This window comes from Neptunomonas sp. CHC150 (assembly GCF_030397555.1).
Classification (GTDB): domain Bacteria; phylum Pseudomonadota; class Gammaproteobacteria; order Pseudomonadales; family Balneatricaceae; genus Neptunomonas; species Neptunomonas phycophila.
In genome coordinates this window covers 343,980-362,886 of sequence record NZ_JAPNXU010000011.1, presented here as the reverse complement: position 1 = coordinate 362,886, position 18,907 = coordinate 343,980, and the positions used below count along the sequence as shown (strand labels likewise).

Annotated in this window: 9 protein-coding genes and 1 tRNA gene; 5 read left to right on the top strand and 5 right to left on the bottom strand. The window is 47.6% G+C overall.

The window, feature by feature from the left end; translation table 11 throughout:
- The first annotated feature begins 310 nt into the window (after positions 1 to 310).
- The 5 genes from OW491_RS15620 (at position 311) to OW491_RS15600 (ending at position 6,595) form a co-directional block, all read left to right on the top strand.
- Positions 311 to 2,074: an SLC13 family permease gene (locus tag OW491_RS15620; RefSeq protein ID WP_290036818.1), complete on the top strand. Its 1,764-nt coding sequence runs from the start codon at positions 311 to 313 to the stop codon at positions 2,072 to 2,074.
- A 66-nt stretch (positions 2,075 to 2,140) separates the two neighbouring features.
- Positions 2,141 to 2,941: a 3'(2'),5'-bisphosphate nucleotidase CysQ gene (gene cysQ / locus OW491_RS15615; RefSeq protein ID WP_277253786.1), complete on the top strand. Its 801-nt coding sequence runs from the start codon at positions 2,141 to 2,143 to the stop codon at positions 2,939 to 2,941.
- Positions 2,942 to 3,052: 111 nt separating this feature from the next.
- Entirely contained in the window at positions 3,053 to 4,150 is a 1,098-nt protein-coding gene (locus tag OW491_RS15610) for a hypothetical protein (protein WP_290036816.1), read from the top strand.
- Positions 4,151 to 4,210: 60 nt separating this feature from the next.
- Complete coding sequence (locus OW491_RS15605) at positions 4,211 to 4,969, top strand: SDR family NAD(P)-dependent oxidoreductase (RefSeq protein WP_290036814.1); 759 nt, start codon at positions 4,211 to 4,213, stop codon at positions 4,967 to 4,969.
- A gap of 3 nt (positions 4,970 to 4,972) precedes the next feature.
- Entirely contained in the window at positions 4,973 to 6,595 is a 1,623-nt protein-coding gene (locus OW491_RS15600) for an LTA synthase family protein (RefSeq protein ID WP_290036813.1), read from the top strand.
- Here the strand turns inward: OW491_RS15600 and OW491_RS15595 are convergent.
- The 5 genes from OW491_RS15595 to rpoD all read right to left on the bottom strand — a co-directional run bounded on the left by OW491_RS15595 (position 6,546) and on the right by rpoD (position 18,842).
- A complete protein-coding gene (locus tag OW491_RS15595; protein ID WP_290036811.1) occupies positions 6,546 to 7,817 on the bottom strand; it encodes a capsular biosynthesis protein in 1,272 nt (423 codons plus the stop codon). The two genes, OW491_RS15600 and OW491_RS15595, sit on opposite strands and share 50 nt — an antisense overlap.
- A gap of 20 nt (positions 7,818 to 7,837) precedes the next feature.
- Complete coding sequence (locus OW491_RS15590) at positions 7,838 to 9,163, bottom strand: aminotransferase class I/II-fold pyridoxal phosphate-dependent enzyme (RefSeq protein ID WP_075171332.1); 1,326 nt, start codon at positions 9,161 to 9,163, stop codon at positions 7,838 to 7,840.
- Positions 9,163 to 16,677, bottom strand: coding sequence for a type I polyketide synthase (locus OW491_RS15585; protein WP_290036810.1), 7,515 nt, complete (start codon positions 16,675 to 16,677; stop codon positions 9,163 to 9,165). The genes OW491_RS15590 and OW491_RS15585 overlap by 1 nt, the downstream gene beginning before the upstream one ends.
- Before the next feature lie 167 nt (positions 16,678 to 16,844).
- A tRNA-Ile gene (locus OW491_RS15580) sits at positions 16,845 to 16,921 on the bottom strand.
- A 67-nt stretch (positions 16,922 to 16,988) separates the two neighbouring features.
- Entirely contained in the window at positions 16,989 to 18,842 is a 1,854-nt protein-coding gene (gene rpoD / locus OW491_RS15575; RefSeq protein ID WP_290036808.1) for an RNA polymerase sigma factor RpoD, read from the bottom strand.
- Between the last annotated feature and the right edge of the window lie 65 nt (positions 18,843 to 18,907).

Sequence of the window (18,907 nt, the reverse complement as noted above, 5' to 3'; positions counted from 1 at the left end):
TTGAATCTCGTTTAAGCTCTTTTTTTGCAACCGCAAGGTGACGGCTGTTTTACGGAGCTTATCAAGTTGTGCCGGGCTTAAGTGCTGGCCATCCATGAAGTATCCACATATTACGGCTCAATGAGCATGCGTTATAAAAATAAGTGCGCGCGTTGTTCTGTTTCGGTCTAAGTCGACTAGTTGTGATATTACGGAATTGTGGTTAGTATCTCAATACACTTTATTAAACATTTTTTGTCTCGATGTTTTAGGGCGATTAGTTTTGTTTGTTTAGCCCGTTACAACGGAATGCTTTTATTGGATTTTGACCATGGGATATGAGGCTTACCTCACGCTAGCAATTGTGATGGCAGTATTGATTGCGTTGATCGTGAGTAATATTGCGACTGATGTTATTTTGATGTCAGCGTTGGCAGCGTTAGTCATTACAGGCGTGTTAACCCCTTTGGAAGGTTTGGCCGGTTTTTCTAACCCTGGCGTTATGACGATTGCTACCTTGTATATCGTTGCAGCCGGTCTGAAAGAAACGGGTGCCATTCAATGGATTGCAGGCCGTTTGCTAGGCCAGCCAAATGGTGTTCGCCAAGGGCTGGCCAAAGTGATTATGCCTACATCGGTCATGAGTGCTTTTATGAATAACACGGCTGTGGTTGCCATGTTTATTCCTTCTATTCAGGAGTGGTCAAAACGCGTCAACATCCCGGCGTCTAAATTGCTGATTCCTTTGAGCTATGCGGCGATTCTTGGTGGCACTTGCACCCTTATCGGTACGAGCACTAACTTGGTAGTAGACGGATTAATGCAATCCACCTTCGATTATAAAATGGGCATGTTTTCACTGACTTGGTTAGGGTTGCCTTTGCTGCTGATAGGGGGAACGTTTCTTTACTTTTTTGCTGATCGTTTGCTGCCAGACCGCCAAGGTACTATTGAGCAATTAGGTAATGCGCGCGAATACAGCGTTGATGTGATTGTTGACGAAAATGGTCCATTAGTGGGAAAAACGATAGAAGAAGCAGGCTTACGTAATTTAAGTTTTGGCTATTTGGTAGAAATCCACCGCGGCTCGCGGATTTTATCGGCGGTTGCGCCTGATACTCAATTACAGGCGGGTGATGAGTTAGTCTTTATTGGTGCGCCCGAATGTGCACGGGAACTTCGTCAAATTCACGGCCTTAACCCGGCTAATGGTGATGTGGATAAGTTGAAAATCGCTAGCCATGAGCGTTGCCTTGTTGAAGCGGTGATCGGGCCAGAGTTTGTCGGTCTAGAGCAATCGATTAAAGACTCGCGTTTTAGAACACGATTTCAGGCGGCTATTTTGTCGGTATCCCGAAACGGTCAACGTATTACCGGTAAAATTGGTGATATACGCTTACAGGTCGGCGACACCTTGTTATTGGAAACGGGACAAGACTTTGTAGGTCAATACCGCTCGCGGCGTGACTTTTTGTTAGTGAGTGCCATGAACGACTCTACGCCACCTGCGTTCAGTAAGGCGCCGTTTGCTTTGTACGTCTTATTAGGCATGGTGCTGCTGAGTGCTTCTGGCTTGTTGAGTATTTTAGAAGCGGCCTTTCTGGCAGCGGGTGCTATGTTAGTCACGCGGTGCATTAGCGTGACTAAAGCCCGTCGAAATATCGACCTCACGGTGATTACTGTTATAGCGGCGTCTTTTTCACTTGGCGAAGCCATGACTAAAACAGGGATGGCAGAGCAAATAGCTCAGTGGCTCATGTTTGGCGGGATGTCGCCTTGGGTAATGTTAGCCATTGTTTATGTATTAACCACCTTGTTTACCGAGGTGATTACTAACAATGCGGCGGCGATTTTAATGTTCCCTATTGCGGTGTCTATTGCGCAGCAATTAGGTGTGGATCATATGCCGTTTGTGATTGCTGTGATGTTTGCAGCGTCTGCTAGTTTTATCATGCCATTGGGTTACCAGACTAACTTGATGGTCATGGGGCCAGGAGGGTATCAAACCTCTGACTTTTTAAAGATAGGGATTCCGATGAGTATTATCGTATCGGTGGCTTCTATCGTATTGATACCGTTTATTTGGGCGTTTTAATGCAGATTAGCCTCTGCTCTTTTATATTTTTACACATAGCTTATTTGAAACAACGACAAGGGATTAATGATGCAGTTTGATATCGAAAAAGTACTGGAGTTATCAAAACAGGCTGGCTATGCCGTTATGGAAATCTACAAAAAAGATTTTGCTGTATACGATAAGTCAGATAACAGTCCGCTAACGGAAGCGGATATGGCTGCGCATCATTTGTTAGTTGATGGCTTGAAAGCTATTGCGCCTTCTATTCCTGTTCTGTCGGAAGAGTCAGGTGAAGAGGTTAAAACCGAACGCTTGAAGTGGAGTGAGTATTGGTTAATTGATCCGCTAGATGGCACAAAAGAGTTCATCAAAAAGAACGGCGAGTTCACAATCAATGTGGCGTTGATCAAAGACGGTGTGCCGGTTTTTGGTGTGGTGTATGCACCTGCACTTAATACCTTGTATTGGGGTGAGCAGGGTAAAGGAGCCTTTAAGCAAAACGACGGCGAAGATGCGGTTGAAATTAAAGTGGGTGATAACCCAACAGTTGCAACAGGCTGGAAAGTCGTTGGTAGTCGCTCACATCAATCAGATGATTTTAAGGCCTTTATGGAGATGTTACCTGAAGCCGATATTGTGGCGATGGGAAGTTCTCTTAAGTTATGTCTGGTAGCTGAAGGTGCGGCTGATTTGTACCCACGTTTAGGGCCAACAAGCGAATGGGATACAGCGGCGGCGCATGCGGTGGTTTTGGCGGCGGGTGGTCAGGTGTTAGAGGTTGAAACGCTCAAACCTTTAACCTATAACCAGCGTCCTGATACGTTATTGAACCCTTATTTCATCGTCTGTAAAGAGCCGAGTGATTTTTGGGCTAAAAAGGGCTAATCTAGAAGTTATCGAATGACTAGATTACGTTAGCTATAGTAATCTAGTGGTTTACCTTGTTGATTACAAAGGCGAATGTTATGTTCGCCTTTTTGCTTTTATCGGGCCATCATGACAGCACGCTTTGCGTCACTTTCCTCACCACCGATTGTTTACAGTGTTCGTTTTTGGAATCGTAAGGCTGTGGGGGCTATTATTACCGCCGCTTATGGTTATCCTCCTTTATTTGTAAACGATTTTTCACGAGCATTATCACTGGCGCAGTTAAACCATGCTCCGTTAATAGGCTGGTCTTCTCGGGTAACCGCTGAGCAGGCGAAGCGTATACAGTCGCATGTTGAGTTTTACCGGATCGAAGATGGTTTTGTGCGTTCAGTGGGTTTGGGCGCAGGCTTAAATGGCGGAGCCTCTTTTGTGGTAGACGGAACAGGTATTTATTACGATGCCAGTCAGCCATCGGATTTGGAGGTTTTGCTTCAAGAGCAGAATCTTACTCCAATGGAAGTAGCCCGGGGTGAGCAATTAATCACAGCACTAGTTAGCCAAAATATAAGCAAATATAACCTAAAAGGTTCTGATAAAGGTTTGCCCAATAGTACGGGTAAAGAGGCTATTTTAGTAGTGGGGCAAGTGGCTGATGATGCCTCGGTACGCTCCAGTTTATCTCAGGTCTTAGACTGTGAAAGCAGTGAGAATATTAACAAGGACCTGCTAGCTCATACTCGTTCTGTTTATCCTGATGCTTGCATTGTTTATAAACCTCACCCGGATGTGGTGAGTGGGCTGCGTGCTGGCATGTTGTCGGAATCCGAAGTGTTGAACTATGCCGATGCTTGTTTGCCTCAAGTGGATATTATGGCGGCGATCGATTGGTGCGATCGCTTGGAGACGGTCTCATCACTAAGTGGTTTTGAAGCCCTGTTGCGTGGTAAGCAGGTGACTACCTATGGTTCCCCTTTTTACGCAGGTTGGGGGCTGACGCAGGATCATGCTGATCTGCCTAGACGCGGGCGTGAGCGCTCTTTAGCTGAGCTGGTGTACTTGGCATTAGTGGAATATAGCCACTACTACCATCCTCATACGCAGCAGGTATGCACACCGGAAGCGCTGATTGATTATTTGGCACAGCAAAAAAAATCAATACGGGTCGCTGTGAAAACACGTGTGTTAACCGCTGTTTCTTGGTTAGGCACTCAGTTAGGTCTTTAGTGGATTGGTTAGTTGTGCCGCCTGCTGCACGGGCGGTTTCGTTTTACAGTAAGGATTAATATGGCACGGATTCTCATTACAGGTGCAACGGGTGCTATCGGTGGTGCGCTAGCTAGAGCTTATGCGCAAGATGGCTATCACTTGATCTTACAGGGTCGTCAATTAGCCGAACTAGATGCTCTGGTAGAGGAGTGTAACGCCGCGGGAGGCAGCGCAGAAGCGCACGCTCTGGATTTGTCGGACGTTGAACGCACTCGAACCTGGTGTGAAGAGATTCTCTCTCAGGGGGTTCCGGAGATCGTGTATGCCAATGCAGGGATGAACATTAATACCGGCCCAGACCAATCGGGAGAAACGTGGGATGAAATGTCGCTGCTATTGGATTTAAATGTGAAATCTACGCTGGCTCTGACGCATAGTTTTGCTTTGGCGATGCGTGATAAGGGTGAGGGGCAGCTCGTTTTAATTAGCTCCCTTGCGGCCTTTTTTGGTTTGCCTGTTACGCCTAGCTACAGCGCTAGTAAAGCGGCCGTTAAAGCATATGCTGAAGGTATTCGCGGTTGGCTAGCGCCATCGAATGTAGGGGTTACCGTTGTTATGCCTGGGTATGTAGCGTCTGCAATGTGCCACGCTATGCCAGGGCCCAAACCATTTTTATGGACACCGCAGCGAGCGGCCCGTGTCATTAAGCGCCGAGTTGCTAAAAATCATCCGCGGATTAGTTTTCCGTTTCCTCTCAATATAGGTTGTTGGGGCTTGGCAGCCTTACCGCCGGGTGTATCTCAGAAGCTGATTAAGTGGCTTGATTACGGAGGGTAATGGGTGACTGAGATCGGCTTTTCGTTAGGGCATTCTTTGCTTACTTTATCTATGCCATTGTGTGTCGGCTTGTTGCTGTCTGCTGCGATGGAGTTGCTGCTAACCCCTAAAAGCCGAATGATTTGGCAACGCCCCTTGGCGTCTAATTTGCTGCATTTAGGGACTTGGCTCATAGTATTTGCAGCTGAGCTAGTTTTGTTTAGGCGGCCTTGGTTTGCTATGGGCAATGTTCTGGCTATTCAATTGCTCATTGTGCTTGTTAATAACGCAAAGTATCACGCGATGCGTGAGCCCTTTTTAGTGCACGATTTTGAATACTTTACTGATGCTATACGCCACCCTCGTTTGTATTTACCGTTTTTTGGTATTGCTAATGCTTTGCTAGCCCTGTGTGCGTTTATTGGTGTGCTCGTGGCTGGTGTAATGTTGGAACCATCGGTTTTTTCTTCCGCACAGGCTTCAGTTGGCTCCTATATCGTGTCGTGGGGGATTTTGTTAGCGGTGGGAGTTGCTGTAACGGTATGGGGTTATAAGGTACGAGTGCGCCGTGTATTGTTGCAGCCTGAGCATGATTATTGTGCACTAGGGCAAATTGGTTTTTTATGGCATTACGGCATCCTTCATTATACGCAGCCTAATCCTGTGGAAGAGAATCAATGGCGTGAGTTATTGCCACAAGATGCCGCGGCTGAGAAGTTGCCTGACGTTGTTGTTGTTCAAAGCGAGTCCTTCTTTGATGCTCGTGCAGAGTATCCAGTATTGAAGCCTTCTATTCTGGCAGAGTTTGATCAGATATGTGCGCACTCTTTTAGCTGGGGGGCTCTCACCGTGCCGGCTTGGGGCGCAAATACTATCCGTACAGAAAGTGCGTTCTTAACAGGTAAGCCTGCTCATGTTTTGGGGGTTCATCAGTTCAGTCCCTATCGGCACTTTATGAAGCAGCCGCAGTATACGGTAGCGCACGCTTTAAAGGCGTTAGGGTACCGAACGGTGTGCATTCATCCTTATCCTGCATCTTTTTATTTGCGTGATAAATTGTATCCCAGAATGGGGTTTGATGAGTTTATCGATATTCAATCATTTACCGAAGCAGATAAGGTCGGCCAGTATGTCGGAGATGTTGCCTTGGCCAATAAGGTTAAGTCGATGTTGTCTAAACGATCACACGACTCTGGCACGTCGACGCCTGTATTTGTGTTTGTAATTACGATGGAAAATCATGGTCCTCTGCACTTGGAGAAGGCCAGCCAGGCTGATCAGGTTGCATTCTATGAGGGTGAACAGCCTTTTGGCTGTGATGATTTAACTGTTTATGCCCGCCACTTACGCAATGCCGATACAATGGCTGCGATGTTAACTGAATGCTTAAATGACCAACCTAATGGTGGTGTGTTGGGGTGGTACGGCGATCATGTGCCTATCATGGCAAAGGTATATCAGACGTTAGGTGCGCCAAAGGGCGAGACTCGCTATTTTATATGGAATGACCACCCCACGGATGGGCTAAAAGAGGCGTCCAGCACGTCAGCGAGCTCCAAAGATATTTCAGAGCTGCCAACGTTATTATTTCAGGCGCTTAGTGCGCGCTACAAGACTCGCTTGGCGGCTGAACAGGAAAGCGTCTGAGCATTGCTTGCAAAGGCGACTCGCTTAGTAGTAGCCGCTGGTAGGCAGATTCTACACCGGTACTAATGCCTTTTTGGCTGTATAAGCCACCATTTATTTGAGTTAACTGGATAACTGCACGCTGAAAGTACTGAAATAGCTTTTGGTCAGGGTATTCTTTGTCAGTCCAAAACTCATCTAAGCTGCATTGCGCGGTTAATCCCGGAATGTTGTAGATAGGGTCGGCAAGGGCGAGAGTCCGGCATTTGTGGAATAAAGCGGAGGTGCCCACCGTGCTGTTGATGGTAATGACGCCTTGGCAATGATCGAGCAGCGTTGGTAAGTGTCCGCTTTCTAAATACAGCGTTCGGCCTTTAATACCTAATGAGTCCTCAAGCTGCAGAATAAGCTTTTTAAAATTAACAAAGCCGGTGTCTAGCGGATGATTCTTTATCACGAGTAGGCTGTCCACTGGTGCGTGCTTGGCAAAAGAGGTGAGGGTTGTGCGAATCACATCGGCCATAGAATCGAAGGGTGAATGTGTTTGTATCTGACTATCGCTATCCAACTGAAGAGGCAGAATAAAATAGGGCGTTTGGTTGGATAATAGTTGTTCAATCGTTTTTGCATCAAAGCGCTCAAGTAATGGCATTTTAGCAAAACGCGCTCCCCAGCCCGCTAGCTCAACTCCGGAAATATAAGGGCGATGTGTTTTGTAGCCCGGATAGAGTAGAGGATTAAGCAGATTAGGTGCGTGATAGCCTATCTCGTGCATGCCCAGTAACAACACAGGGTTGCTGATGGTCTCGCCAGTATCTATTGGGTTGAGTTCAGGTGCTATGCGTCGATACCACTGAGGACATTTAGGTAGCCGTGAGTGGCCGTTTATTCCTCCTTCCTCTAGTGTTAACCAGCGAGGCCGAAAATAGCCTTCTTCAAAAACATGCACTCGAACATTGTGGCGTTCTCCAATGTTAATCGCAGGCGCATTGACTGGTCGGGTGTCACCCAGCATTATTATATCGGTAATCCCATAGTTGATTACCTTTTGTTCAATGAACTCGGGCAGGTTATCTGCGCTAGCGCGATATTTCCATGCCTGCTTATTGCGCCAATAAACGGCATCGCCTACACAAAAGTTAATGCGAAAAACACCCGCGCCTGCAGCTAAAAGTCGGTCGCCAAGCTTGGAAAAAAAAGGGCTTGTTGGGCCCTGAAGAAAAAGAAAGTTCCGTTTTTGCACAGTATTCTCAGGGCAGCCAGTTAGATCAGCGTTTTCAAAAGGACCAGTGTTTCACGAACCTGGGCTTCGGTATGCTCGCAGGAGAGGAAGAAGCGCAAACGTGCGCTCTGTTCTGGAACAGCGGGATACAGAATGGGTTGTACGTTAATGCCTTTCTCGAATAAAGCAGCAGAGGCCTTAGCAGCGGTTACTGAACTACCTAAAATAATAGGTATTACGGCGATGCCTGTGCTTTCACCGGTATTAAAACCAAGTGATTTGGCTGTGTCGAGAAAGTACTTGGAAATATGCATGAGCTGGTGGATTCTTTCCGGCTCTTGCTCCATAACTTCTAGCGAAGCCAAAGCGGCTGCGGCAATGGGTGCAGGCATCCCTACGCTGTATAAAAAGCCGGGGGCCATATAACGTAGGTGTTCAATTAAGGCTGATTCGCCGGCGATATAGCCTCCACAACCGGACATTGTTTTGCTCAGTGTGCCCATCCAGATATCGACATCTTTGCCGGCCACTTGGTAAAGCTCTCTTAGGCCTTTACCACTATCGCCCAAAATGCCAAATGAATGTGCTTCGTCAACCATCAAAAATGCATAGTGCTGCTGTTTGATCTCTACGAGGCGCGCCAGATCAGGGTGGTCTCCGTCCATACTGTAAAGGCCTTCGACGACGATTAACACGCGTTCAAATTGGTGGCGCTTTTCGGCTAAAAGGGCTTCTAGTGCATCTAAATCATTATGGGGGAACGATAAGCGTTTCGCGCCAGATAATTGAGCACCTACGATAGAGCTGTTATGGATGTATTCATCATGAATGATGAGGTCCTTAGCGCCGAACAAGTAGCCGATAGTTGTGACGTTAGTTGCATGGCCGCTCACAAAGGCGAGAGCATCATCCACCTCGTACATGTGAGCAAGCTTCGCTTCTAATGCTTGGTGAATAGGGCGCTCACCAGACACAATACGACTAGCTGAGACCGAAGTGCCATATTGTTCAATAGCATCAACGGCCGCTTGGTTCACCTTTGGGTGGCCCGACAGTCCAAGGTAATTGTAGCTGGCGTAATTAATGACTTCTTTGCCATTAATCACTGATGTTGCGCCAGCCACTCCTTCGTGCGTACGAAAAAAAGGGCTTTCGATGCCGAGGCTTGCAGCACCGTTTTTGATGATTTGCATCTGTTGATAACCCGGATGCTGATCAAATCGGTTTGCTTTGGCTTGCTTGCTTGTTGTGGACTTCAACAAAGAAGCAATTCCGTTACCGGAGTTTTCGGCCTTTTTAAGTTTGTGCTGTAACGTTTTCTGAATCAGCTTATCTTTAATATTTTGCGAAAGCTTTTGTGAGCTCATTAAGCCGATTCTCCTTTTCCGGCATGCTGGCGCGCCACTTGGGCTGCCATATCGTCTTCAGAACTTTGGTCCTCACCTTTTATTTGCGTTGCTAAGCGTTCGCTTAGTTTAGCTAAGGTCGGTGTTTCACTGAGGGCCATAACAGAAACTGTAACGCCAAGGCGTGATTCAATTGCTGACATTAATTCGACACCCATCAAGGAGTCCAAGCCCATATCATACATAGAGCGGTTAATATCCAGTTTCTCTTCTGACGTCATGAGTATGCTGGCCAGTTCCGACTTAAGTAACGCTAGTACGGTTTGGGTGAGCTCTTCATCTGACATGGCCATGAGAGCGTCCATATCGAGTCTATTGTCATCACCTTGGTCACTTTCCTGAGCGGTTAACGCTACTTCTCTGAACTTGGCTTGATCTGCACTTGGCAAGAAACGGCTGAGTGGCCCCCAGTCGAACTCTAAGACCCCTTGGTTAGTGATCTTGTTCAATATCATTTGCTCAAGCGCATCTAAAGCTGCGTCGGACGCTAATGCTTGTCCGCCAATTCGGCTCTGTAGTGCGTCTTTGATTTTTTCGTTACGTGCAAGGAAGCCTACATCGTCTATGGCACCCCAGCGAGGGCAGCTAGCCACTTTGCCGCGTGCACGTCTGTTTGCCGCTAATGCTTCTAACCAGTGGTTGGCTGCTACATAGCAAGCCTGCCCTGGGTTTCCAAGGAGTGTGGTAGCGGATGAATAGAGGACGAATAGGTCTAGGTCTAAATGGTCCGTTAATTCATCTAACCAGCGTGCGCCTGTAATTTTGGGGCGCAGTACACGTTCTAGTTGCTCGTCGCTTAAATTGAGAGCGAGGCTGTCTTCTATGACAGCGGCTGCATGAACAACACCTTTGAGTGGCGGTAGCTCACTATCAATTTGCTGCAATACTTGTGCAAGTGCCTTGCGGTCACTGACATCGCAGGCGGCAGGCAAAACAGTGACACCTTGTGCTTTAAAAATAGCCAAGGCCGCTTGAGCCTCTTCCGAAACAGGGCCGCTGCGGCTGAGAAGTGCCAGATGTTTGGCACCTTTTGATACAAGCCATTGCGCTGTTTTGAGGCCAAATCCACCTAGACCACCTGTTACTAAGTAGGTAGCCTCGTGAGATAACTCAAGCGATTGCTCAGTGCTAGTCGCCTTGATGTGGCTTGCTTTGATGGGTTGGTCATAAGCAACAACGATTTTACCGATCTGTTTTGCTTGTTGCATGTAACGGAACGCATCCACAATGTGCGTGGCATCAAAGCGTGTGTAAGGTAGCGGATATAAAGTGCCGTCTGCAAATAATTGCATCATTTCGGTAAAGAGACGATGCGTGAGAGCCGGCTTTTCTTGCATCAGCTGGTCAGCATCAATACCAAAATAGCTAATATTGTTGCGGAACGGACGAAGGCCTACTTTTGTGTTTTCATAAAAGTCGCGCTTGCCTAGCTCTAAGAAACGTCCAAAAGGCTTTAATACACGGAAGTTTTGGTTGATGGCTTCTCCTGCTAGGGAGTTGAGCACAATGTCCACGCCGCGGCCGTTTGTTTCAAACAGGATTTCTTCCGCATAGGTCAGTGAGCGCGAGTCATAAATATGTTCTACACCCATCATGCGTAAAAAGTCGCGCTTACTTTCAGACCCGGCTGTGGCGTAGATTTCTGCACCAAGCCATTGAGCAACTTGAATTGCCGCAATGCCAACACCACCGGCTGCGCCGTGTATTAGTATTTTTTCACCTTCTTCAAGGCGCGCTAAATGGTTAAGCGCGTAATATACCGTGAAGAAGGTGCTTGGGATCGTAGACGCCGCTTCAAAGCTGATCCCTTCTGGTATGTGCGATATAGCATTCGGTTTAGTGATTACGCTATTGCTGAAGCTGGCAGGGCCAAAGCCCACAACGCTATCACCAATGGTATAGCCTTCAATGTCCTGGCCTACTTCGGTCACAACACCAGCAAATTCAAGCCCTAACGTTGGTCCAGCAAAGCCGTTTTCTATCGCTTCATCGGAGAGCAGTCCTAATGTGTACATGACATCGCGGAAGTTAAGCCCTGTGGCTTTGACGGCTACCCGGATTTCATCCTGGCTTATAGGTGCATCTGACTTGCTTAGCCACGTAAGGTTTTTGAGCTGGCCTGGCATGTCAAAGCCAAGGTAAAACGCATCGTTGTGAGATGTGTTTTCTAACTGAGCGTCAGCAGGGTTCGAAAGCTGTTCGTTCTCACGTAGACGCGGCGCATAAGAATGGCCAGCTTGATCAAGAATGATCTCTGCCTCGTGGGCTAGGTTGTCGCTATTGAGAAGTTGAGATACCAACGCCCGAGTTACGTCTGTTGTAAAGGTTGCATAAGGAACATCAACTAAGCGTAGCTCAATCTTAGCAGACTCGTTCATTAAGGTGCGAGCGAATCCCCATACCGCGGAATCGTCTGCTACGTGAGCTTGGCCAAAATTAGCAAGGCCGTCGTCACAAAGGTACGTTTGGCCAACACCTTGCGTAACAAGGGTTAATTGAAGCGGATCGTTGTGTAGCTCTATGGTTTTGTAGAGATGATTGAGTGCCTTACAACGATTGCTAAGGTCCGTAAACCGCTCTTCAGTAAAGTCGGCTTGATCATCAATTCCGGCAATAAAAACGATACGAGAGCTTTGTGCTGTCAATAGCGTGTGCAGATCATCCGCGGTGCTATTGATAATATCCTGCGTGGAAAGAACAAGTGTGTGTGCTTCACATGCTTGTTCGTGGCAGTGTTTAATTACAGCATCGGCAAGGCGCGTGGATACAGGTTGTGTATCGTGTATAACTAGCAGCTTCTCAGTAGCAGAATCACTATTACCTACTGTGTTTGAGGCTGCTTTGTTGGTTGCAGGGGCAATGGCGCTTAACAAGTACGAGGAGTGCTCTTCTTGCGTTTGTACGGCTGTTACTGAAGTAAAGCCAGACTCTGTTAGGGCACTAGTCCATTGCGATGCGTTAAGCTGTTGGCCTGTTTCTTGGTTATTATCATTCCACCAATTTGTGTCGCAGGCGAATAATAGATCAATCCAATCAGCTTGGGATGGCGCTATAAAGAGCACGTTGGCATTGGGTGCTTGGAGTGGAGCCAGATGGCGGAACAAAATCCCAAGCTCTGATACGCTGACACCATTAATGTTAATGATGACAGTATCAAATATGCCGTGTTCTTGTGGTGTTGCGTCGGTTAATGAGAAAGCACTCACCATTGGGTGGCTTTCTTGTAGTAGTTGAACCTTGTCTAGCGCCTCTGACTGTAGGCTGGTAAACGCCAGATCACCTTGAGTGTAATTAAAATCATTACATAGGCTGGTGATTAGTGTGGGTTCATAGATACCTACTTCCAGAACGCGTCGGCGTTGGCCAGTGGCTGGTGTTTTATTGAGTACAGGTTTGATCGACTGGGCTAAGCTACCCAAGAGAGTACTGTTATTACGTAAACTAATAATGGTGGCGTACAGTTCGTTGGCTTCTAGGCCGAGGTCACTGGCAACAAGCGCCCCTTTTATTAGTTCATGTAAATGTAACCCAAACCGCCCAATTAAATGAGTGATTGCAAAGTAATCGGGATAGTCACGCGCCATCATCTGCCAGATTAAATTAGCAGGGATGCTGTCCTCGTCAGCTTCGGCAAGTACCCAATGGTCGGCTGCAGCTACGATGGTTCCACGCTCTGTGGCAAAACGTATAATGCTGTTGAGTAAGCGCGCCGCGCACGGCGAGTCTTTAGTGAGCGTATCTACAAAAGCGGCGTTGAGCTCGCCTTGAGTTTCTAGGGTGGCAAGTGCTTCTCTAACGTATGCTGTCATTAACGCATCAAATAAAGGCTCTACTTCTTGAACCAGAGTGTTGGAGCGCTGATAAACCGCTGGCGGTAACTCGCTATTGAGTACGCTGAGCCACTCCGTGTGATCTAAAGCAGAAGAGGATGCTGGAATGGCAGTCAGATAATAGTCTAGATAATTAATGTGCGAGTTGTTCGCCTTACGCACTCGTACCGCTTTAAAACGAGCCTCTTTAATAGCCGCCACGTGTAAGCCATTTTCATCAAATAGATCAAACTCAGCTGTAATAGAGTGTGGCGAACGCTTGAGTAGGCGTGCTTGGGCTATAGCAATTTGATGCGCGCCAGAGCGTGTAAATATCCGACCCACGCGAACAGGTACATAAGCTATCCCTTCGTTTTCGGCGAGCTGATCCTTCATGAAGTGAATGATGAGCTGGAAAGTACAATCCAGCTGTGCCGGATGCAATGTAAACCCTTGCGAGTTCCCGTCAGGCTTAAAGGTCGCTGTTACGCTGGGTGTGCTGGTAGAGCGTTTTTCTACCCAACCATGACTCAGCGCTTGGAAAGCCGTGTCATAATCTAGCCCTGCTATTTCAGTTAACGCAAGATGATCGTCTTGTGTGAAGTCGGGTTCGCGTTCGGGTAGCGACGGAGATGTGGCTGATAAGTGCAGGTCAGTTGCAATCTTGAGCGATCGAGCGCTGGCATGCTGTGTCCACTTATCACCGGTTACTAATTCTCGGCTGGCAATGCTGAGTTGGCCTGATTCGATAGCATAGCTTAAGCGCGTTTTTTTGCTGACGCTGTCGTCGAGTAATAAAGGCTGCTTAATTTCTAGCTCTTCAATTTCGAGCAGGTCATGGTCTGTTTTTGTTTGGACGGCTGCTAATAGTAGCTCAACATAGGCCGTACCTGGGAAGACAACATTTTCCCCGACTTTATGATCTCCAAGCCAAGGATAGGCCTGTGTATCGAGGGTGTTTTCCCACATGTTATCGAGTTGCTTAACTGGATACCCTAAAAGGTCATGAGCTTTTTGGCGGTTAAGCAGGCCTAATGACTCATGCGTTTCGGGGTGCCACAGTGACTCGCGTTGCCATGGATAGGCATCTAACTCAATAAAGTTGCCAGTGACTGGAAAGATGTCAGCTGGTAACGCTGGTAAAGTGAGCAGTGCTTGAGATGCGGTCTTAGTAATAGCATCTTGTGTGGCATTTCGGCGTGTGAGCGTGCTCAGTACAGTGCCTGCTTGATCCGCTTCTTTAAGCTCGTCATTGAGGTAGCTTTTGAGAACGGGGTGCGCACCAATTTCTATAAATTGGGTAATGCCATCGGCGATAATTTGATCAATTGCGTTCTTGAATTGCACCGGCTTGCGGATGTTATCCCACCAGTAGGCGGCGCCAAGGCTTAGGCCGTTACTTGCTTTGCCTGTTACCGTTGAGTAGAACGGTAAGCGGGTTTCGTGCGGCGTTAAATGAGAAAGACTTTCTTTAACTGGCGCTTCAACTGAGTCCATTGCTGAGCTATGGAACGCATAGTTTAGGTTTAGGCGACGATAGAAGGTGCCGTTTTCAGCGAAAATAGCCTCAAGTTGAGAAAGTTGTTCTGGGTTGCCGGCTAAAGTGATGCCTTTGGCGCTGTTAATGCCGGCGACTTCAACGTCGGAACATTTCTCTTGCTCTAGCAATGCACGAATATCTTGTTCGTTCATGCCTACGGCGCTCATCTCGCCAAAACCTGCGGTTTGGCCTTGATAGCGGCTGCGGTAATAAATGACATGAACGGCGTCTTCCAGAGACAACGCACCGCTATAGTACGCTGCTGCTACCTCGCCCACACTGTGACCTGTGACAGCGGATGGCTCGATATGATGTGCGCGTAACAGTTCTGTAATACCTATTTGCAAGGCAAACAAGGCAGGCTGAGCAATCTCCGTTTGGTCAAAACGGTCTGTACCATTGTCTCCCGACAGTTCAGCGACCAGAGAAAAGCCTGCTAGGGGTTCAAATAGCGTGTCGACCTGACCCACGGCCTCTCTAAAAATACGGGAGTTTTGTAGCAGGGCTTTACCCATGGTTTCCCATTGGCATCCATTGCCCGAGTAAACAAAGGCAATAGGCGACTGAGGTTTGTCTAGGTAAATAGGTGTCGATTCATCCGCTAACAGGGCGTTGATTTGTTCAATGGCGTCTGCTGAGTCCTGGCTCCAAATAACATGTGCCAATCCGTGGAGCTCTCGGCGGTATAGATAATTGTAAGCAACATCATAAAATGATGCAGACTCTTCACGCAATAATTCTGCGGCGTCTTCTAGACAAGTCTGTAATGCTTGAGCATCACGAGCGCTAATTACTAAGGGTAAGGGTTTATTAGCGGCTGGTGTGCAGGCTGTTGCTTTTGATGCGTTATTGTCTGGCGGGGATTGCAGAATAACGTGTGCATTAGCACCGCCGAAACCGAATGAGTTAATCCCAATAGTCAGTGGTTTATTCGCATCCAGCGTGAGATTTTTGCTGACAACCTCAATGTTCCATTCGTTAAAATGGATATTGGGGTTCGGGTTTTTCATGCTGATCGTTGCAGGCACTTCTCGATAGTAAACCGAGTACAAAGCTTTTGCTAAACCGGCAACACCCGAAGCCGCCTCTAAGTGGCCCATATTGCTTTTTACGGAGCCAATTGGAAGTGGTTTGGAGCGTTGTTGGCCGAGTGCAAGGCCGATCGCTCGTGTTTCTATTGGATCGCCAACAGCGGTGCCTGTACCGTGAGCTTCTAGGTAGTCTAGGTCATCAGCTGTAAGGCCGGCTTTTTTGTATGTGCTTTCCATTAACTCAATTTGAGCGGCAGGATTTGGTACGGTTAGGCCTGATTTATAGCCGTCGGTATTGACACCTGAGCCAGCGACAACCGCAAGAATACGATCACCATCACGTATAGCGGCGTCGTAGTCTTTAAGATAAAAAATACCACCGCCTTCTGAGCGGACGTAACCATCACCGGCGGCATCAAAAACTTGGCAGCGGCCTTTTCGAGACAGCATAGTGGCTTTAGAAAACGCAATAAAACCGTAAGGGTGTAGGTGTAAGCTGACGCCGCCTGCCAAGGCTTCTTCGATTTCACCGGAGCGTATAGCTTGGCATGCTTGGTGAAATGCGACCATAGAAGAAGAGCAGGCCGTGTCCATAGCGATGCTAGGCCCGTGCAGGTCGAATAAGTAGGAAATACGGTTAGCTGCAATACTGGCTGTGTTGCCTGTGGCTACCGAAGAGTCAACGATAGAAATATCTTCGGTAAAACGATAGGCGTAATCGGCACTGGCGATACCAATGTAAACACCACATTGGCTTCCCTTTAGTGAAGAAGGGGCTTTACCTGCATGTTCGACAGATTCCCACGTCATCTCTAACAGCATGCGCTGTTGTGGATCCATCAGGGAGGCTTCGCGAGGAGAAATACCAAAAAAACTCGCGTCAAAGCCAGATACATCACCCACTGATCCCGCTGAAAATGTATAGCTAGTACCGGGGTGTTTTTTGTCGGGGTGCGTATAAGCGTCAAATGACCAGCGGCCTTCTTCGACGTGGCTTACCAAATCTTTATTAGCCAGTAAATCATGCCAAAATGACTGCGGCGTAGTACCTGGAAAACGAAAGGAAGTGCCTATGATAACAACACGTTTATCCATAACTTAAAAACTCTGGCTCCGGGTGGTCTTAATCTCACGTCATTGTACGTAATATCAATGCGAAAAGGAGGTTTTTTTTGTAAAAAAATCCGACTAATGAAGGAGTTAGTAGCGACCAAAAGAGGGGATGTTAGAAGTATTCTTGTCAAAAAAATACAATTGTAAATTGGTGGGCCCACCAGGACTTGAACCTGGGACCGACGGATTATGAGTCCGGCGCTCTAACCAACTGAGCTATAGGCCCTAAAAGAGGCGCCAATAATACATACTTAGTATCATTGGCGCAATACCTTGATATTGTTACTAAAAAATTATTCGTCGAGGAAGCTGCGCAAGTGATCTGAACGGCTCGGGTGGCGCAGTTTACGTAGCGCTTTGGCTTCGATTTGACGAATACGCTCACGAGTAACGTCAAACTGTTTACCTACTTCTTCAAGCGTGTGATCGGTGTTCATATCGATGCCGAAACGCATGCGCAGTACTTTGGCTTCACGGCCTGTTAGGCCAGCCAATACTTCGCGCGTTGCTTCGCGCAAGCCTTCGCCCGTAGCAGAATCAACCGGAGAAGTATGATTTCCGTCTTCGATAAAATCACCTAGGCTAGAGTCTTCGTCATCACCAATGGGTGTTTCCATTGAGATGGGCTCTTTGGCGATTTTCAATACTTTACGTATTTTATCTTCAGGCATTTCCATACGCTCGGCCAGCTCTTCTGGTAGCGCTTCGCGTCCCATTTCTTGTAGCATCTGACGTGAAATACGATTCAATTTATTGATCGTTTCAATCATGTGTACTGGAATACGAATGGTTCGTGCTTGGTCGGCAATTGATCGTGTGATGGCTTGGCGAATCCACCAAGTCGCATACGTCGAGAACTTGTAACCACGACGGTACTCAAACTTATCAACTGCTTTCATCAAGCCGATGTTGCCTTCTTGAATTAAATCCAAGAATTGAAGGCCACGGTTTGTGTATTTTTTTGCAATCGAGATAACCAAACGTAAGTTGGCTTCTACCATTTCTTTCTTGGCACGGCGAGCTCTTGCTTCACCAATCGACATGCTGCGGTTTACATCTTTAATGCTAGCCAGTGGGATGATGGCATCCTGTTCAATTTGAACGAGCTTGCGTTGAGCACGATGTAAATCGGGTAAATTCTGTTTAATCGCTGCTGAAAAGTCATGGTTTTCGGCAATGATTTTGTCTAGCCATTCAGGGCTTGTTTCGTTGCTTGGAAATTCTTTGATGAAGAATTTACGCGGCATTTTACAGCGCTGAATGCAGATACGCATGATAGTGCGTTCTTGCTGGCGAACACGATCAATATAATCACGTACACGCGTTACGAGTAGGTCGTAATAACGTGGTGACAGTTTGACCGGAGAAAAGGCTTCTGAAAGCTCATCAAATGCGGCCTTGTAAGCCGGAGTGTCGCGGCCTTCTTTTTCAAGTACGTCATATAGAGCTAACAGGCGCTCATGAATCTGCGCGAAACGCTGACGAGCCTCTTCAGGATCGGGGCCGCGATCGCCTTCTTCTTCATCGTCGGTGCCGTCTGTGTCGTCATCATCGTCATCGCTGGTGTCAGTGTCATCATCGTCATCTGTTTCTTCAACAGGTGGCACTGAGCCTGCGGGGATGAAGTCGCTATTGTCTGGGTCGATGTAGCCGCTGAAAATATCGCTTAAGCGACCTTCTTCCTGAAGCGTCGTATTGTACGAGTCAAGAATGATCTCTACAGAGCCAGGGAAGCTGGCTAGAGCGGTCATGACTTCGCGGATCCCTTCCTCTATGCGTTTAGCGATTTCGATTTCGCCTTCGCGGGTTAGGAGCTCCACAGTACCCATTTCACGCATGTACATACGAACGGGGTCGGTTGTTCGGCCAGCGTCAGACTCTACGGCAGCTAAGGCTGCAACCGCATCTTCATCTGCTTCTTCGGCCGAGTCGCCTTCGGTCATGAGGAGTGTCTCAGCATCAGGTGCTTCTTCTGATACAGAGATACCCATGTCATTAATCATGCGAATAATGTCTTCGACCTGATCGGGATCGGCGATATCTTCAGGAAGATGATCGTTAACTTCGGCGTAAGTCAGGTAACCCTGCTCTTTACCGCGTGCGATCAGTTCTTTTAGACGAGATTGCTGCTGCGAGGTATCTGACATAGATGTCCTACAATGGTGCGAATTAGAGACTACAAAAAAGTTAGCGCGACATTATAACGCCAGCG